Genomic DNA, 16,805 nt, shown 5'->3' on the forward strand with positions numbered 1-16,805 from the left:
GATCGATCGGAACGGGGGGTGATCGGGACTGTGTGATCGGGACAGTCTTATTGCGGCGCTGACTCTTATGACAGAGACACTTTCAGCACTGGCAAGGCCTAGCGCCGCGGTCACTGGCGGGGGGATCATACACGGTCAAGATGTTTGTTAATACCACTTAACGTAGTTCAGTCGGGGGAATGAACCGGTGTGTGTGTAACGCGTCCGCAAGCAATACGCCCACTCGCGTGAGGTCGGGCCGACGAACGGTCGGTATTCGCCAGGAAAATGAGCTGGCCGTCGTAGTTTCAGGGGAATCGGGAATCGGGAATCGGGAATCGGGAATCGGAAGGAGCAAAACACCGTCGCTCCTGCTTTTACGATTCCCCACTCCCGATTCCCGATTCCCGGCCCCAAAAAAACGAAGCCCGGCACAAGGCCGGGCTTCGAAGTGCTGCGCTGCGGGCTCCGAGGAACCCGCGGGTGTCGCTTAGTTCTGGACGTTCAACTCGGTGCGGCGGTTCTTCTCGCTCTTGCACGCCGGCATCGTCTGCGGGGTCGGCTCCAGCGGACGGCTTTCGCCGTAGCCCACCGGTCCGATCAGACGGCCCGCGTCCACACCGTTGCTCGTCAGGTAGTCGTACGCAGCCTTCGCGCGACGCTCCGACAGCTTCTGGTTGTAGTCGTCCTTGCCGCACAGGTCGGTGTGACCGGCGACTTCGACCTTCAGGTCGGGGTAACGCTTCAGGATTTCGCTCGCTTCGCTCAGGATCGCCACCGCGTCAGGACGCAGCGTCGCCTTGTCGAAGTCGAAGTTCACGCCCTTCAGGTCGATGGTGACCGGCACCGGGCAGCCGTCCGGACCGATGGTCTGGCCAGCCTGCGAACCGGGGCACTTGTCGTCGCAGTTGTTCACGCCGTCGCCGTCGTCGTCCTTGTCCGCGCAGCCCGGCTGCACTTCCGGGGCCGGAGCCACGGCCGCAACGGGTTCCGGACCCAGCGGCACGATGATGCCGACCGAGGCCAGCACGTCGCCGAACCAGTCTTCCTGCGGCGCGTTCACGCTGCTGTCGTCGAAGTCGGCGCGGTACGCCAGCTCGGTGCGGATGCCGACGCGGCCCAGGTCACCCTGCACGCCCAGACCGACCTTGGCGGCGAAGTTGCCGTCCTTGCGGTTGCCCGGCGACAGCGGCGAAGGAATGAAGTACTCCTCTTCCGAACGCTGGTAGCCCAGGCCCATCAGCAGGTACGGGTTCCAGTTGCGGCCTTCGGTCACGAAGTGGCGGCGCAGGTCCAGCGAGATGCCGTACTGGCTCCAGTTGGCGTCCTGGTTGGCGTCGAACTTCGGGTTCTGGTAGTTCAGCTCACCGTCGAGCGACCAGTTCTTGTTCAGGAACTTGCCCAGGCCGATCGCGCCGAACGGAGCATTGCGGGTGCCGCGATCGTTGTCCTGGATGTTCATGCCGGCCGAGCCGGTCAGGTACCAACGGTCGTCGAAGTCCTGGGCGCTGGCGACCTGCGCGAGGCTCAGGCCACCCAGCAGGGCGGCGCAGAGGAGTTTCTTATTCATTGTTGTAGCTCCTGGTTCTAAAAATTATGGAAACCGCGTCTGCGAGGTTTCTACCGTTCAGGACGGTCGCCTGGACGACGCCATCCCGCGCAGAGTAGGTTTGCCAACGTGAAAGCGGTGTTAACAAGCGTCTAACATTCGACCGAGTTCCGTGAATTCTGAGACTGGGTCGCCCTGCGTTCAGTTTCGCGAGGGCGACCCGTTCAGCGCGGAACTGCACTTATAAGGTGTGCAATCGGCCGGTGATCGGCGCCGGCGGCTTACTTGCCGGCCTGGCTGAACAGCGCCATGAACTGGGTGACCGGCAGGGCTTCGAGCTCGGCCGGGTTGTTGGCCAGGGCCAGCAGGCGGTCGGCCTGGGCGGCCGGCAGCTTGGCGCGCACGGCGGCTTCGAACTTGGCCATCAGCACCGGGATGCCTTCGGCGCGGCGCTTGCGGTGGCCGATCGGAAAGTCGATGGACACCTTGTCGGTGGACGAACCGTCCTTGAAGAACACCTGCACCGAGTTGCCGATGTAGCGCTTGTCGGGGTCGAAGTAGTCCTTGGTGAACTGCTCGTTCTCCTTGACCGTCATCTTGTCGCGCAGCGCGTCGATGCGCGGGTCGGCGGCGATGGCGTCGACGTAGTCGTCGGCGGTCAGGCGGCCGAAGATCAGCGGTACGGCGACCATGTACTGCAGGCAGTGGTCGCGGTCGGCGTAGTTGGCCAGCGGGCCGGTCTTGTCGATGATGCGCACGCCGGCTTCCTGGGTTTCCAGCTCGATGCGTTCGATCTGGTCCAGTTTGTCCTTGACCTGATCGTGCAGCTTCATCGCGCACTCGACCGCGGTCTGGGCGTGGAACTCAGCCGGGAAGCTGATCTTGAACAGCACGTTCTCCATCACGTAGCTGCCGAACGGACGCTCGAACTCGAACTGCTTGCCCTTGAAGGCGATGTCGTAGAAGCCCCAGGTCTTGACCGACAGCGCGCTCGGGTAGCCGACCACGCCCTTGACGGCGTTGAGCGCGTGGGTGACGGCGCGGCGGCAGGCGTCGCCGGCGGCCCAGCTCTTGCGCGGGCCGGTGTTCGGCGCGTGGCGGTAGGTGCGCAGCACGCCGTTGTCGATCCACGAGTGCGACACGGCGGTCACGATGGCTTCTTTATTGCCGCCCAGCATCTGGGTGGTGACGGCGGTCGAGGCCAGACGGACCAGGATCACGTGGTCCAGGCCGACCCGGTTGAACGAATTCTTGAGCGCGTAGCCGCCCTGGATTTCGTGGGCCTTGATCGCGTGGCCGAGCACGTCGCGCACGGTCATGGCCTGGCCGCCTTCGGCCTCGGCCTTGCGGCCCAGGTAGTCGGCGACGCCGAGGATCGCGCCGAGGTTGTCGGACGGGTGGCCCCATTCGGCCGCCAGCCAGGTGTCGTTGAAGTCGAGCCAGCGGATCTGCACGCCGATGTTGTAGGCGGCCTGGACCGGGTCGAGCTCGTGCGCGGTGTACGGCACGCGCGCGCCGCCGGTCATGCCGGCGCCGGGCACCAGCGGGCCGAGGTGCTTGACGCATTCGGGGTGGTCCATCGCCATCGCCGCGCAGGCCAGCGAGTCGAGCAGCATGTAGCGCGCGGTATCAAAGGCTTCCTTCGAATCGATCTGGTAATCGGCGACGTAGTCGGCGATGTCGACCATCGGCTTGTCGGGATCGGGGCGGACGGTCGAACGGATGTCGAAGTGGCTCATGGGTACGGGGGCCTGCGGACGGGTGAGTTAGCCCGCTATTTTGCCAGACTCGGGCGACGCGGGGCGGCGGCGGACCCGGCGCGGTCGTGGTGCGGGCCGATCACGCATCGTTTCCGCACCGGTTCGGGCTTCAACAATCAGCGCGCTTGATGCGAATTGATCGCAATTACAGAACGATCAGGCACAGCGGTCCAACTTGGAAATCGCCCCGGCGAGGATCACCCTGAGGGGCATGGACATCCCTACTCGCCTGCCTACGCTGTTTTTGTCCCACGGTTCGCCGATGCTCGCGCTGGAGGATTCGCCGGCCGGGCGCTTCCTCGACCAACTCGGCCAGCAACTGCCGTGGCCGCGCGCGATCGTGATCGCCTCGGCGCATTTCATGACCGACCGGCCGATGGTCGGCGGCCACGACCGGCCGCACACCGTGCACGACTTCGGCGGCTTTCCGCAGCCGCTGTACCAGATCCAGTACCCGGCGCCGGGGCATGCGCGCCTGGCCGAGCAGATCACCCAACGCCTGGTCGACGCCGGGCTCAACGCCAAGCTGCGCGACAACCACGGTCTCGACCACGGCGTGTGGGTGCCGCTGCGACGCATGTACCCGCAGGCCGATATTCCGGTGGTGCCGGTGTCGGTCATGCCGCATGGAACGGCGGCGCAGCACTATGCCGTCGGGCAAGCCTTGGCGGCGTTGCGGGACGAAGGGGTGTTGGTGATCGGCTCGGGCGGGTTCGTGCATAACCTGGGCGACCTGGACTGGTCGCACCGCGATGCGCCGATGCCGGCGTGGGCGGCGGAGTTCAGCGCCTGGATGCATGAGAAATTGGCCGCGCGCGATCATGCGGCGCTGCTGGACTGGCAGGCGCAGGCGCCCAATGCGCGGCATGCGCATCCGACCGTGGAGCATCTGATGCCGTTGTTCGTGGCGATGGGTGCGGCCGGCGAGGCGCCGGGGGTGCGGACGATTCATCGGTCGCATGAGATGGGGTCGTTGGCGTTGGATGCGTTTGCGTTTGATTGATTCGCGGTGGTGAGGGTGCGCCGGGGCGAGGGGTTCGCGGTGGCGTGAGGTTCGCGGTCGCGGCTTGCGCCGCTCCTACAGGGAGGCCATGTGGCTTTTGCCTCATTTCAGTCATCGCTTCCAGCGCTGCGAAGCCTCTAACTCGCGTTAGCAAACGCACACCCGGAGGGCGGCGTGCAGGATGCACGCCGTGCGCCACCGGGACATGGATGTCCCGTGTGGCGCATGCTCGCGTCTGCTCCGCACTTGCGGGCACTTGATTCAAGAAAAAGCGTTTTTCTTTGGTTACCTTTCTTTTGTCGCTTTTGACAAAAGAAAGTAACTCGGCCGCTTGCGGACGAAAGCTGTTGATCCTGCCTTTGGCTTCAAAGGCTCTAAAGCTTCAAAGCTTCAAGAGCTGCAAGCAGGATCAAAAGCTTCCGCCACTAAAGCGGCGGGTCACTTTCTTTTGTCTAAAGCGACAAAAGTCCGTCTGGATTCCCTTCGGTCAAAAGGTAACCAAAGAAAAACGCTTTTCTTTGAATCAAGTGCCCGCACGATCGGTGCAGACGCAGGCATGCGCCACACGGGACATCCTGTCCCGGTGGCGCACGGCGCACATCCCTGTGCGCCGCCCTCCGGGTGTGCTTTTGCTAACGCGAGCTACAAGCCTCGCAGCGCTGGATGAACTGCAAGACTTCATGCAAAAGCCGCATGGCCTGCCTGTAGGAGCGACGCAAGTCGCGACCGCGGGAGTGCAACTACGGCGCGGGTTGCGAGGTTGTCGCGATGGCGCGGTCGCGACTCGCGTCGCTCCTACAGGGAGGCCATGAGGGACGCGATCCGCTGTATGCGGGAAAAGCGCTAATCCGCGCGGCCAGGCGAATACGGGCATGACGCAACTTCGGGTTTCGATCCAGCGTAAACGCAATTCAAAAAAGCCATCGAATCTTTCAGGCTGATGCCACCCCAAATACAAGAAGGCACACCCCTCACCCACCCCGCTCCCACGGCGGCACCTCGCCGAACGACTGCGCCACGAAATCCACGAACGCCCGCACCCGCGACGGGACGAACCGGCGCTGCGGCATCACCGCGTGGATCGCGGTGTCGGGCAGTTCGTACTCGGGGAGCACCTGCACCAGGCGCCCGGCGCGCAGGTCGTCGTGGACGTGCCAGGTCGAGAAATGGGCGATGCCCAGGCCGGCGATCGCCGCGTCGCGCAGGACTTCGCCGAAATTGCTCTCCAGCCGGCCGTTGACCCGCACCGTGCTGGCATGGCCATCGCGGTCGATGAAACGCCAGTATTCCATCCGCCCCTGCGCGCCGACCAGCAGCAGGCATTCGTGCTCGACCAGGTCCTGCGGCACCCGCGGTGCGACGCGCTGGCGCAGGTAGTCGGGTGAGGCGGCCAGCACGCGCCGGTTGTGGGCGAGTTTGCGCGCGACCAGAGTCGAGTCGTCGAGCGCGCCGATCCGGATCGCCAGGTCCATGCCCGAGGCGATCAGGTCCAGGCGTTCGTCGTTGAGGTTCACGCTCAGCCGCACCAACGGGTAGCGGCGCTGGAACTCGGGCAGCAGCGGCGAGATGTACTGGCGGCCGAACGAGGCCGAGGTGGTGACCCGCAGCAGGCCGGACGGTTCGCTGCGGGCCTGGCGCAGGTCCGAGGTCAGCGCGTCGAGGTCCTCGATCAGGGCGCGGCCGCGCTCGGCCAGGGCCATGCCCTCGGCGGTCGGGTGCAGTTGCCGGGTGGTCCGGTGCAGCAGGCGCACGCCGAGGTCGCGCTCCAGCCGCTTGAGGCGCTGGCTGGCGACCGCGACCGACAGGTCCAGGCTGCGCGCGGCGGCGCTGATCGAGCCCAGGTCGAGCACGCGCAGGAACAGGTTGAGGTCGTCGACGCGGTCCATGGACTTTCAACGATTCGTTGATAGTGATTCCGCATACTGGCGGTTTTTCCACAAGATGCAACGGACCACACTGCCGCATCGTTTCCATGGATGCGCCCGCATGCACGCTACATCGTCCGCTCCCGCCGCCCGCAAGGGGCTGCCCGTCGCGCTGTACGCGCTGACGGTCGGTGCCTTCGGCATCGGCACCACCGAGTTCGTGATCATGGGCCTGCTGCTGCAGGTCGCCGCCGACCTGCAGGTCGGGCTGGCCGCGGCCGGGCTGCTGATTTCCGGCTACGCGCTGGGCGTGTTCGTCGGCGCGCCGGTGCTGACCATCGCCACCGGGCGCATGCCGCGCAAGGCGGTGCTGGTCGCGCTGATGGTCATCTTCACCCTGGGCAACATCGTCTGCGCGATCGCGCCGAACTACACCGTGCTGATGATCGCGCGGGTGATCACCTCGCTGGCGCACGGCACCTTCTTCGGCGTCGGCGCGGTGGTCGCGACCGGGCTGGTGCCGGCCGACAAGAAAGCTTCGGCGATCTCGATCATGTTCACCGGCCTGACCGTGGCGACCTTGCTCGGGGTGCCGGCCGGCGCGTGGCTGGGCCTGCATTACGGCTGGCGTTCGACCTTCTGGGCGGTGTCGGTGATCGGCGTGATCGCGACGATCGTCATCGCCACCTTGGTGCCGAAGGACAAGAGCAAACCCGAGCCGGTCGCGCTGCGCCGCGAGGTCAAGGCGGTGGTGCATCCGCAGGTGCTGCTCGGCCTGGCGATGACGGTGCTCGGCTTCGCCGGCGTGTTCACCGTGTACACCTTCATCCAGCCGATTTTGACCCGCATCAGCGGTTTCAGCGAGGCGGCGGTGTCGCCGATCCTGCTGGTGTTCGGGGTCGGCATGATCCTGGGCAACATCGTCGGCGGGCGTTTGGCCGACAAGCGTTTGACGCCGGCCTTGATCGGCACGTTGATCGCGCTGGCGGTGGTGCTGGGGGTGATGACGTTCGCCTTGCACAACCCCATCGCTGCGATTGCGTTTGTCGGTTTGCTCGGCGTGGCCGCGTTCGCGACCGTGCCGCCGCTGCAGTTGTGGGTGCTGCAGAAGACCGATCCGGCCGGGCAGAACCTGGCTTCGAGTTTGAATATCGGCGCGTTCAACCTGGGCAACGCGCTGGGCGCGTGGCTCGGCGGCGCGGTGATCGAGCATGGCCCGGGGTTGGGCGCGGTGACTTGGGTGGCGGCGTTGGTGACGCTCTCAGGTTTGGTGCTGGCGGTGTGGGCGGCGCGGTTGGATCGGCCGGGGCGGGTGTCGACGCATGGCGGTGCGGATGCGTCGAACGAGGACGATGCGGCAGCGGCGTGCGCGGTGGTTTGAGTCGTTGAGTCGACGGTTCGGCGACGATCGATACCTGCACAGACACCTGGACGTATGCACGCATTCGCTTTTTCTCGTCATTCCCGCGAACGCGGACTCGGCTTTCACTCGGCGAAAGCCGAGCATCCAATGACTTACCCCACCACTGCACGAAAGTCGCTGGATTCCCGCGTTCGCGGGAATGACGGCTGGAGAGGACGCGAAGCAGCCACACCACCGCGCCACTTAACGTCACTGCACAGCAACAAACCCCGGCAACCCGACCAACCGCTCACGCAAGAACTCCAGAAACACCCGCGTGCGCAACGGCAAATATCGCCGCGCCGGATACAGCAGATACACCTCATGCGCCGATGCCCGCCATTGCGGCAACACCCAGCTCAGTTCGCCGCTGTCGATCAGGTCCTGCACCAACCACGCCGGCGCCAAGCCCACGCCCGCGCCGATCAAGAAACTTTCGCGTATCCCCAGCGAGTTGTTGATCCGATAGCGGCCGTTCGCCTGCAAGCGCTGCACTTCGCCATTCGGCCCTTGCAGCTCGACACTCTCGCTGGCCCAGGCGAAGCGCAGGTAGTTGTGGCCCAGCACATCCTCCGGCGTTTCGATCGGCGCATGCGCGCGCAGATACGCCTGCGAGGCGACCAGCCCGCGCGGCGACAGCGCGATCCGGCGCGCGACCGCGTTCGGCGGCAGGTTCGCGCCGAGCCGCAAGGCCGCGTCCATGCCCTCCTCGACCAGATCGACATAGCGATCGTTGAGGATCAACTCGATCTCGATCTGCGGATACAGCGCCAGGAAGTCCTGCACCAGCCGATTGAGCCGCAACACGCCGATGCTGACCGGCGCGCTCACCCGCAGCAGCCCAGCCGGGGTTTCGGTCAGGCCGCGCGCGTCGGCGACGGCTTCGCCGTAGTCCTCCAGCACCCGCCGCACGCGTTCGTAGAAACGCTTGCCTTGCTCGGTCGGCGCCAGGTGGGTCGTGCTGCGTTGAAGCAGGCGCACGCCCAGCTCCTGTTCGAGCGCGGCGACGGTCTTGCTGACGGTCGGCTGGGTGGTCTGCAGCTCGCGCGCGACCGCCGACAGGCTGCCGAGCTCGACCGCGCGCACGAAGGTGCGCATGCCGCGAAGGGTGTCCATGGGTCTCCCGCGATGTCATTCCGAAATGGAATGAAGCCTATGCGATCTTGCCCGCTACCACCCGATAACGGAAGAACCGATGGTGCCCTGGTCGAATCCCCGACGCTTCCCGGTTCCCGCTCATGAACGCTTCCACCCTGCTCAAACCCCTCGCCGCCGCCGCGCTCGCCGTGGCCTTGTCGGCGCCCGCCTCGGCGGCCGACAGCCATTGGGTCGGCACCTGGAGCGCCAGCCCCCAGGCCACCTGGGCCGCCGACTTCGTGCTGCCCACCGGCACCCCGCCGCGCCTGCGCGACCAGACCCTGCGCCAGGTCGCGCGGGTCAGCGTCGGCGGCGGGCGCGTGCGCATCGCCTTGTCGAATGCCTACGGCGCGCAGCCGGTGACGATCGGCGCGGCCCGGATTGCGCTCAGCGCCGGCGGCTCGCGCATCGACCCGGCCAGCGATCGCGTGCTGAGCTTCGGCGGCCAGCCGGGCGTCACCTTGCCGCCGGGCGCGCCGGTGCTCAGCGATCCGGTCGACCTCGATATCGCCGCGCTCGGCGAAGTCGCGGTCAGCCTGTACCTGCCGCGCGACACCGCGGTGCAGACCTTTCATTGGGAAGGCCGCCAGGACGCGTATCTGGTCGCGGGCGATCGCACCGCCGACGCGCAGCTCGCGCGCGCCGACACGCTGCAGACGCGGCCGTTCCTCAGCGGCGTGTATGTCGAATCCGCCCGCCCCACCCGCAGCGTGGTGGTCCTGGGCGATTCGATCACCGACGGCGCCGCGTCGACGCCCAACCGCTACCAGCGCTGGCCCGACCTGCTCGCCCAACGCCTGGCCAAACACGACATCGCCGTGCTCAACGCCGGCATTTCCGGCGGCCAGGTGTTGAACGACGGCATGGGCGCGAGCGCGCTGGCGCGGTTCGAACGCGACGTGCTGAGCCTGAAACCCGACACCGTGTTCGTGCTGCTCGGCATCAACGACATCGGCTGGCCCGGCAGCAGTTTCGAACCCGCGCGCGCAGCGATGAGCGCGCCGCGCCTGATCGCCGGGTATCGCCAGTTGATCGCGCGCGCGCATCTGCACGGCGTGCGCATCGTCGGCGCGACCCTGACCCCGTTCGAAGGCGCGCTGCCGGATGCGCCGATCCACGACTACTACAACGCCGACAAGGACAAGGTGCGCCAGGCCGTCAACGCCTGGATCCGCGACAGCGGCGAGTTCGATGCGGTGGTCGATTTCGACGCGATCACGCGCGACCCGAACCACCCGCAACGCTTCCTGCCCGCCTACGACTCCGGCGACCGTCTGCATCCGGGCGACGCGGGCTATCGGGCGATGGCCGCGGCGGTCGACGAGGCCGCGCTGTTCGGCGCGCGCTGAGTCTCATGCACCACATCGCCCCCCGATCCAACCGTCTTCGCATCATCGTTCGACACGTTTTCGCACAATCCGGCCTCGTCGCCACGATGCCGGCCTCACCTTCCCAAGCATGCTGGAGTACGCAATGAAAGCCGTAGCCCTCACCCATTACCTGCCGATCGACGACCCGCAATCGCTGCTCGATGTCGAGCTGCCCGCACCGGTCGCGACCGGCCACGACCTGCTCGTGCGCGTGGAAGCGATCTCGGTCAATCCGGTCGACACCAAGGTGCGTTCGCCCAAGCCGCAGGTCGAAGCGCAGCCGCGCGTGCTCGGCTACGACGCCGCCGGCACGGTCGAAGCGGTCGGCGAACACGTCACCCGCTTCAAGGTCGGCGATCGCGTCTATTACGCCGGCGACATCACCCGTCCGGGCAGCAACAGCGAACTGCATCTGGTCGACGAACGCATCGTCGGCGCGGCGCCGGCTTCGCTGAGCGCTGCGCAAGCCGCGGCGCTGCCGCTGACCGCGATCACCGCGTGGGAACTGCTGTTCCAGCGCATGCCGTTCGATTCGGAAACCGGCGGCCAGGGCAAGTCGCTGCTGATCCTCGCCGGCGCCGGCGGCGTGGGCTCGATCGCGATCCAGATCGCCAAGCGCGCGGGCTTCACGGTGATCGCCACCGCTTCGCGCGAGGAGAGCATCGACTGGAGCAAGCAGATGGGCGCCGATCACGTGATCGATCATCGTCAGCCGCTGGCGCCGCAACTCAAGGCGCTGGGTTTCGAACACGTCGACGCCGCGTTGAATCTGGCCGACACCGATCGCTACTGGGACGCGCTGGGCGAATTGCTCGCGCCGCAGGGCCATGTCGGCCTGATCGTGGAGCCGTCGGGCGCGCTCAAGATCGGCGATCCGTACAAGGCCAAGTGCATCGGCATCCATTGGGAAATGATGTTCGCCCGTCCGCGCTTCCGCACCCCCGACATGATCGAGCAAGGCCGCATCCTCGACCGCGTCGCGCAGTTGATCGACGCCGGCGAACTCAAGGGTACGCACAGCGCGACCATCGGCGCGATCAACGCGGCGAACCTGCGTGAAACCCATCGCCGCCTGGAATCGGGCAGCACCATCGGCAAGCTGGTGCTGGCGGGTTGGTGAGCAATCGCGCGGCGACGGTCGCATCGGGTTCGATGCGATCGATGCTTCGCAGGCGGATACGCATTCGGATATGCGAAGGGCGCTGCATCGCTGCAGCGCCCTTCGTTTTACTCGTGAATCAAACCGCGCACGGCGATCAACCCGCGCCGTCGCCCATTACAGCCCCGACCCACCGCAGCCCTTGAGCAAATAGGTTTCGATCAATCCCAACTGATCGCCCATGATCTTGCGGGTCCAGGCCGGGCCGTGCGCATAGTCGGCGATCGGGTGGTACTCGACCGGTTGCCCGGACGCCTTGGCCTTGCCGGCGAACCATTCGGACTGCTCGATCGGCACGGTCTGATCGCGGTCGCCGTGGTAGATCATGATCGGGATCTTGATCTTGTCGGCCTGATCGATCGGGCTCAACCCTTCGACGGTCGGCGCCTGCGCCTCGCGGAAGAACGGGTTGGTGTAGAACCGCGCCCAGATCTTGCGGATGTCGGACACGCCGGCGCCGGCGATCGCGCATTTGTACAGGCCGTTCGGGCGCACCGACGCGGCGAACGCGGCATAACCGCCGTAGGAGAAGCCGAACATCGCCACGCGGCCGGGCTGGGCGATCTTCTGCTCGATCAGCCAACGCACGCCGTCGTCCTTGTCGTCCTGCATCTTCTGGCCCCATTCGGCGTCGCCGGCGACCCACAACTGCCGGCCCCAGCCCTGCGAGCCGCGATACTGCGGCTGCAACACCGCCATGCAGCGCGACGCCATCAGCGGCACCCACATCGAGCCGTCGAAGCCCATGTGATCGCGCGACCACGGTCCGCCGTGCGGATGCACCACCGACGGCCACGGGCCGGCGCCGCACAGTTCGGTGCTCGGCGTGGTCAGGAACGCCGGTATCGTCTGGCCGTCGCGCGCCTTGTAGTACACCAACCGGGTCTGGCCGAGCGCGGCGCGATCGATCTGCGGATACGCCTTGCCCAGCGACGACAGCTTGCCCTCGCGCAGCAGGTAGTACTCCGGCGGACGCGCCGCGCCGTCGACCGCGATCACCGCGGTGTCGAGGTCGGCGGTGTAGTCGACCAGCCGGTAACCGGCCTGACTGTCGTAACCGACGGTGGCCCGCTCGCCGTTGGCCGGATCGACCAGTTCGGTCGGCGTCGGCGCGAGTTGCAGCGCCGCGCGCAGGGCCTGATCGAGCGCCTTGAGCTTGGGATGCACCCATTGCACGTCGGCGCCGCGCGGGCCTTCGTAACTCAGGCCGAGAATCTCGCCCAGGCCGACGCCGTCCACGCCCTTGACCCGGTTGACGATGGTCGAGGACGCATCGAAGAAGCGGTGCTCGAACAGGTTCTCCTTCTTGCGCTTGGCGGCGATGTCGTATTCGTAGATCACCGACTTGTCGCGGCCGACGTTGCTGCGCACGAAGGCGATGTTCGGATCGTCGGCAAAACCGACCACCTCGACCTCGTCGCGGCTTTTGACGTAGGAGCGGAAGTGTTCTTCCCATTCGCCGCTTTTGGGATTGCGGAACTGCGCGGCGACGAACGCGCCCTTGCCGTCGGTGTCGTTGCTCAGGCGCGCGGCGAGGTTGCCCTGCGCGTCGGTCAGATAGCCGGCGACGCGATCGTGGCTGCGCTGCACGCGCTCGGCCTTGAAGCTGCGCAGGTCGACCTTGTACACATCGCCCGAGGTCGAACCGACCCGGTTGATCACCAGCACGTGGTCGGGATCGTTGGGCAGCGTGTCGAGGATCGAGGGCACCGACAAGGCCTGTCGCACCTGTTCGTCGCGGCTCTCGGCGCGCTGCTGCGGCATCGGCTCGCGCCACTGCTTGCCCTGCAGGTCGGTGATCATCAGCTTGTTGGTGAAAGTCTTGTACAAGCGGTCGGCGCGCAGGTCGTAGGGCTGCCACAGCGACACCGCGAGCAGGTCGTCCTTGATGAAACTCACGCCCTGCAGCTTCATCTTGGCCGAGCCGATCACGGTCGGCGCCTTGTCGAGCGCACCGGTGTCCCACACCAGGATCACCCGCTCCTCGCCGCGCGCCTGCAGCGCCGCCAGGTGCTTGCCGTCCGGCGACAGGCTGAAACTCGACACCGCCGGGAACGCCGCCAATTGTTCCACCGTCGGCACCGCCGGCTTGGCCTGCGCCGCCGTAACCGCGGCCAAGGCCAGCGCGAAGCCGAGCGTCAGCCGCTCAAGCGCCGGTCGCCTTGGCGTCACGCGTTCGAACCCATGCATTTTGTCCATGAAGATTCCCCTTCTTACGGGCAAAAAAAGACCGCCGCCCGGGAAGGGGCGGCGGCCGTTGGTACTTATCAGAACTTCGCCTGGACGTTCAGGAAGAACGAGCGACCGACGTAGTCGTAACCGCTGTACAGCGGCGCGTTACCCACGCGGTTGTACACGCCCGACTGCGAGATGGTCTTCGGCTCGGCGTCGAACACGTTGCGCACGCCGCCGGTGAAGGTCCACTTGTCCAGCTTGTACTGCGCCGAGACGTTCGACAGGTAGTAGTCCTCGGTGTGCATCTTGAACGGCGAGGTCTCGCGATCCAGACCGTAGTAGCCGTAGCTCTGGGTGGAGTCGATCCATTCCAGACCGTAGCGGATCTTCCAGTTCTTCCAGTCGTAGGTGGTGTCGAGCGTGGCGCTCATCGACGGCGAACCCACGTTGCCGTTGACATCGCGCACCGGGTCGCCATCGAACAGCTTGCTGGACTGCTCCAGGAAGTGGGTCGCCTGCAAGGTGGTGCGCAGGGTGCCCGGGCCCAGATCGCGGACATAGCGGACGGTGAAGTCCAGGCCGCGCACGCGGTCGGTGGCCAGGTTGAAGTAGCTGTCCTGGACGGTCAGCGCGTTGCTGCCCGCGGCGCGGGGAGCGACCACGCGGCAGTAGCTGCCGCCGGCGCGGAACGACGGATCGTTGTAGCAGAAGTCCAGGATGTTGGCGCCGCCGGCGCGCGCGACGCCGTTCTCCACTTCGATCTTGTAGTAGTCCACCGCGAACGACAGGTCGCCGAAGTTCTTCGAGAATTCCGGCTGCAGCACGATGCCGGTGGTGAAGTTCTTCGAGGTTTCCGCCTTCAGGCCCTGCGCGGCGCCGCCCAGGCCGATCGAGGTGATGCTGCTGGTCGCGTTGAAGTTGCCCGGCAGGCCTTCGGAGGCGCAGTTGGCGGCCAGCGCGACCGACGCGTCCGGATCGGCGCCGTAGTTGTTGCACGGGTCGTTGCTCGCGGGCAGGAAGCCCGAGGTGGCGCCGAGGAACTGTTCGAACAGCGCCGGGGCGCGGTAGGACGTACCGTAGGACGCACGCAGGGTCAGCCAGTTGACCGGAGTCCACAGGCCGCCGATCTTGTAGGTGTTGTCGCTGCCGTAGGACTTGTAGTCGGTGTAGCGGGCCGACAGGTTGAAGATCAGTTCTTCCGCGCCCTTCAGGCCCGACAGCACCGGCACTTCGACTTCGCCGTAGATTTCCTTGACCGAATCGTTGCCGCGGGTCGGATCGCCCGAGGTCAGGCCGAACAGGTTGCGATTCACCGCGTCGACCGACGGGCTGTCGTCGATCTTGGAGTGGCGGTACTCGACACCGAACGCGCCGCGCACCTGGCCGTACGGCAGCGAGAACAGCGGACCGTCGATCGCGAAGTTGACGGTGCTTTCTTCATACAGGGTGTTGCCGGTGACCGGGCGGAACACGTAGTTCTTCCAGTTCTCCGGCAGCACGCCGCCGATGACCTGCGAGGTCAGGAACGGCGCGGCCACGCAGCCGTCGGCCGCGTTGCGGCAAGCGAAACCGCCGCCCGGCGCGGCGACCACGTCGAGGCTGCGCGCCACGCGGTCGGTCAGGAACGACTGGAAGGTGTAGTCGGCGTCCGAACGCGCCTTGCTGACCATGAAGTCGTAGCGCCAGTCGGTCCACACGAAATCGCCGCGCAGGCCGCCGGTGGCCTTCCAGAAGTCGACCGTCTGCGAGCTGTGATCGTTGCCGAAGCCGATGAAGGCGCGCACCGCTACCGGCTGACCGTTGCTGATCTCGGTCGGCGGGGCCTGGAACAGGCTGGTCTGCAGCGAGGCCGGCAGCAGCAGGCTGCCGCGGGCGTAGTCCAGCGACAGCTGGCGGTAGCCGGTCTGGCTGGATTCGCGGCGATTGCCGAGCAGTTCGAAGTACACCTCGGCGTTGCCGAGCGCCTGCAGGTCGTAGGCGCCCTGGACGAAGCCGGTCTTCACTTCCACCGGCGAGATCAGCGAGCGGTTGAGAATGCGCGGGTCGAAGGTGTCGCGCACGTTGAGGTTGTTGCTGCCGCCGCCCACGCCCTCGAAGCCCGGCAGGCCGGTGGTGATGGACGAATTCGGGCGCCAGCGGTTGAACGTGGTGCCGACCGAGCCGGCCGCGCCGACGCCGGCGCGGGTGTTGGTGCCGATGGTGTTGATGGTGACGCCGTTGGAGCCGGTGCCGGTGATCGGGTAGCACTTCGGCCTGCCGGTCAGCGGGTCGACGAAGTCGGCGCTGCCCCACGCGCCCACGCCGGTCACGTTGCCGGAGGTGTCGCGGGTGACGGTGCGGCGGTAGTCGGTGTTGCACTTGGTCCAGTCGCGGTCGCCCAGGTTCAGTTCGTTGCGGTCGTAGGCTTCGAACGAGCCGGAGATGCTGAAGCGGTCGCCGGTCTTGCCCCATGCCAGCGAGTAACGGGTTTCGTCGCCGCCGCCGTCTTCGGTCACGTTGTACTGGGCTTCGACCGAGAACTCGTTGATGTTCTTGCGGGTGACGATGTTGACCACGCCGGCGATCGCGTCGGAACCGTAGATCGACGAGGCGCCGTCCTTGAGGATTTCGATGTGGTCGATCATCGCGCTGGGCAGCACGTTGAGGTCGGCCGAGCCGACCGAACCGCGCGAACCCGCTGGCGCCACGCGGCGGCCGTTGAGCAGGATCAGGGTGCGGGTCGGGTTCATGCCGCGCAGGCCGAGGGTGTTGGCACCCGGGCCGCCGTTGGTGACGAAGCCGCCGTAGGCGTTGTTGATCTGCCCCGAGCCCGCGGTGACGGCGGTGCTCTGCAGCGCGCCGGCGGTGGAGTTGAAGCCGGCCAGGGTGGTTTCTTCGCGGGTGATGACCTGCAGCGGCGAAACCGAGGTGAAGGTGTCGCGGCCGATGCGCGAGCCGGTGACGGTGACCGTCTCCAGGCTGGTCGCGGAGGTCGTGGTCGGCTTGGCGGGCGCCTCGGCGTCCGGCTTGGCGGCGTCCTGAGCGAACGCGACGCCGGCGACCGGCAGGATCAGCGCCGCGATCAGCGCGGAGCTGAGACGGTGCCGCTTGGGTGCAACACAAATACGTGAAGCCATCGCTTCCCCCTGGATAATGTATAGATATTTCAGATAGTTACCGAGGCCTGCCGGGCGTACCCCACGCCGGGCGGCGGTGCGTTTCATCGAACGTTAACGAACGATTCACAGGAAATTAACCGTACTGACATCACTCGTCAACATAGATCTGCTTCACCGTTTTTGCGCAACGAGGTGAATGGATTGATGCTGCAAGCCCAACGACCGTGCCGATTCCGCACTCTTGACGGTCCGTCGGTCACAAAAAATCAAACAAGCCCTCACAGATCATTAACGCTATCGACGCGTGC

At 66.2% G+C, this 16,805-nt stretch carries 10 protein-coding genes; 4 read left to right on the top strand and 6 right to left on the bottom strand.

The genetic code is table 11. The features are described from left to right. Positions 1 to 469: 469 nt before the first annotated feature. Positions 470 to 1,549, bottom strand: coding sequence for an OmpA family protein (locus KME82_RS18250; RefSeq protein ID WP_215495316.1), 1,080 nt, complete (start codon positions 1,547 to 1,549; stop codon positions 470 to 472). A 260-nt stretch (positions 1,550 to 1,809) separates the two neighbouring features. After that, positions 1,810 to 3,267: a bifunctional 2-methylcitrate dehydratase/aconitate hydratase gene (locus tag KME82_RS18255; RefSeq protein WP_215495317.1), complete on the bottom strand. Its 1,458-nt coding sequence runs from the start codon at positions 3,265 to 3,267 to the stop codon at positions 1,810 to 1,812. Positions 3,268 to 3,499: 232 nt separating this feature from the next. Here KME82_RS18255 and KME82_RS18260 point away from each other — a divergent pair, with 232 nt between their 5' ends. Beyond that, on the top strand, positions 3,500 to 4,291 hold the full coding sequence (locus KME82_RS18260; RefSeq protein ID WP_215495318.1) for a DODA-type extradiol aromatic ring-opening family dioxygenase: 792 nt from the start codon (positions 3,500 to 3,502) through the stop codon (positions 4,289 to 4,291). A gap of 971 nt (positions 4,292 to 5,262) precedes the next feature. Here KME82_RS18260 and KME82_RS18265 read toward each other — a convergent pair. Continuing rightward, complete coding sequence (locus KME82_RS18265; protein WP_215495319.1) at positions 5,263 to 6,177, bottom strand: LysR family transcriptional regulator; 915 nt, start codon at positions 6,175 to 6,177, stop codon at positions 5,263 to 5,265. A gap of 100 nt (positions 6,178 to 6,277) precedes the next feature. Here KME82_RS18265 and KME82_RS18270 point away from each other — a divergent pair, with 100 nt between their 5' ends. Beyond that, complete coding sequence (locus KME82_RS18270) at positions 6,278 to 7,537, top strand: MFS transporter (RefSeq protein WP_215495320.1); 1,260 nt, start codon at positions 6,278 to 6,280, stop codon at positions 7,535 to 7,537. Positions 7,538 to 7,768: 231 nt separating this feature from the next. Here KME82_RS18270 and KME82_RS18275 read toward each other — a convergent pair whose 3' ends face one another. Then, positions 7,769 to 8,674 (bottom strand): LysR family transcriptional regulator, encoded by a 906-nt coding sequence (locus tag KME82_RS18275; RefSeq protein ID WP_215495321.1) that lies wholly within the window; start codon positions 8,672 to 8,674, stop codon positions 7,769 to 7,771. Between the two features lie 122 nt (positions 8,675 to 8,796). On the opposite strand from KME82_RS18275, the gene KME82_RS18280 reads away from it, so the two are divergent. Further along, complete coding sequence (locus tag KME82_RS18280; protein WP_215495322.1) at positions 8,797 to 10,044, top strand: SGNH/GDSL hydrolase family protein; 1,248 nt, start codon at positions 8,797 to 8,799, stop codon at positions 10,042 to 10,044. 124 nt (positions 10,045 to 10,168) lie between these two features. Then, positions 10,169 to 11,185: a zinc-binding alcohol dehydrogenase family protein gene (locus KME82_RS18285; RefSeq protein ID WP_215495323.1), complete on the top strand. Its 1,017-nt coding sequence runs from the start codon at positions 10,169 to 10,171 to the stop codon at positions 11,183 to 11,185. Between the two features lie 156 nt (positions 11,186 to 11,341). On the opposite strand, the gene KME82_RS18290 is transcribed toward KME82_RS18285, so the two are convergent. Next, complete coding sequence (locus KME82_RS18290) at positions 11,342 to 13,423, bottom strand: alpha/beta hydrolase family protein (protein WP_252255412.1); 2,082 nt, start codon at positions 13,421 to 13,423, stop codon at positions 11,342 to 11,344. 68 nt (positions 13,424 to 13,491) lie between these two features. Further along, positions 13,492 to 16,515, bottom strand: a complete 3,024-nt coding sequence (locus KME82_RS18295) for a TonB-dependent receptor plug domain-containing protein (RefSeq protein WP_215495324.1) — start codon at positions 16,513 to 16,515, stop codon at positions 13,492 to 13,494. Between the last annotated feature and the right edge of the window lie 290 nt (positions 16,516 to 16,805).

It is taken from the genome of Lysobacter capsici (assembly GCF_018732085.1).
GTDB classification, from domain to species: Bacteria; Pseudomonadota; Gammaproteobacteria; order Xanthomonadales; family Xanthomonadaceae; genus Lysobacter; species Lysobacter capsici_A.

Bases quoted from the DNA above. Each gene is read 5' to 3' on its own strand.
- KME82_RS18295 (WP_215495324.1), bottom strand. From the start codon at position 16,515: ATGGCTTCACGTATTTGTGTTGCACCCAAGCGGCACCGTCTCAGCTCC.
- KME82_RS18275 (WP_215495321.1), bottom strand. From the start codon at position 8,674: ATGGACACCCTTCGCGGCATGCGCACCTTCGTGCGCGCGGTCGAGCTC.
- KME82_RS18270 (WP_215495320.1), top strand. From the start codon at position 6,278: ATGCACGCTACATCGTCCGCTCCCGCCGCCCGCAAGGGGCTGCCCGTC.
- KME82_RS18290 (WP_252255412.1), bottom strand. From the start codon at position 13,423: ATGGACAAAATGCATGGGTTCGAACGCGTGACGCCAAGGCGACCGGCG.
- KME82_RS18250 (WP_215495316.1), bottom strand. From the start codon at position 1,549: ATGAATAAGAAACTCCTCTGCGCCGCCCTGCTGGGTGGCCTGAGCCTC.
- KME82_RS18255 (WP_215495317.1), bottom strand. From the start codon at position 3,267: ATGAGCCACTTCGACATCCGTTCGACCGTCCGCCCCGATCCCGACAAG.
- KME82_RS18280 (WP_215495322.1), top strand. From the start codon at position 8,797: ATGAACGCTTCCACCCTGCTCAAACCCCTCGCCGCCGCCGCGCTCGCC.
- KME82_RS18265 (WP_215495319.1), bottom strand. From the start codon at position 6,177: ATGGACCGCGTCGACGACCTCAACCTGTTCCTGCGCGTGCTCGACCTG.
- KME82_RS18285 (WP_215495323.1), top strand. From the start codon at position 10,169: ATGAAAGCCGTAGCCCTCACCCATTACCTGCCGATCGACGACCCGCAA.
- KME82_RS18260 (WP_215495318.1), top strand. From the start codon at position 3,500: ATGGACATCCCTACTCGCCTGCCTACGCTGTTTTTGTCCCACGGTTCG.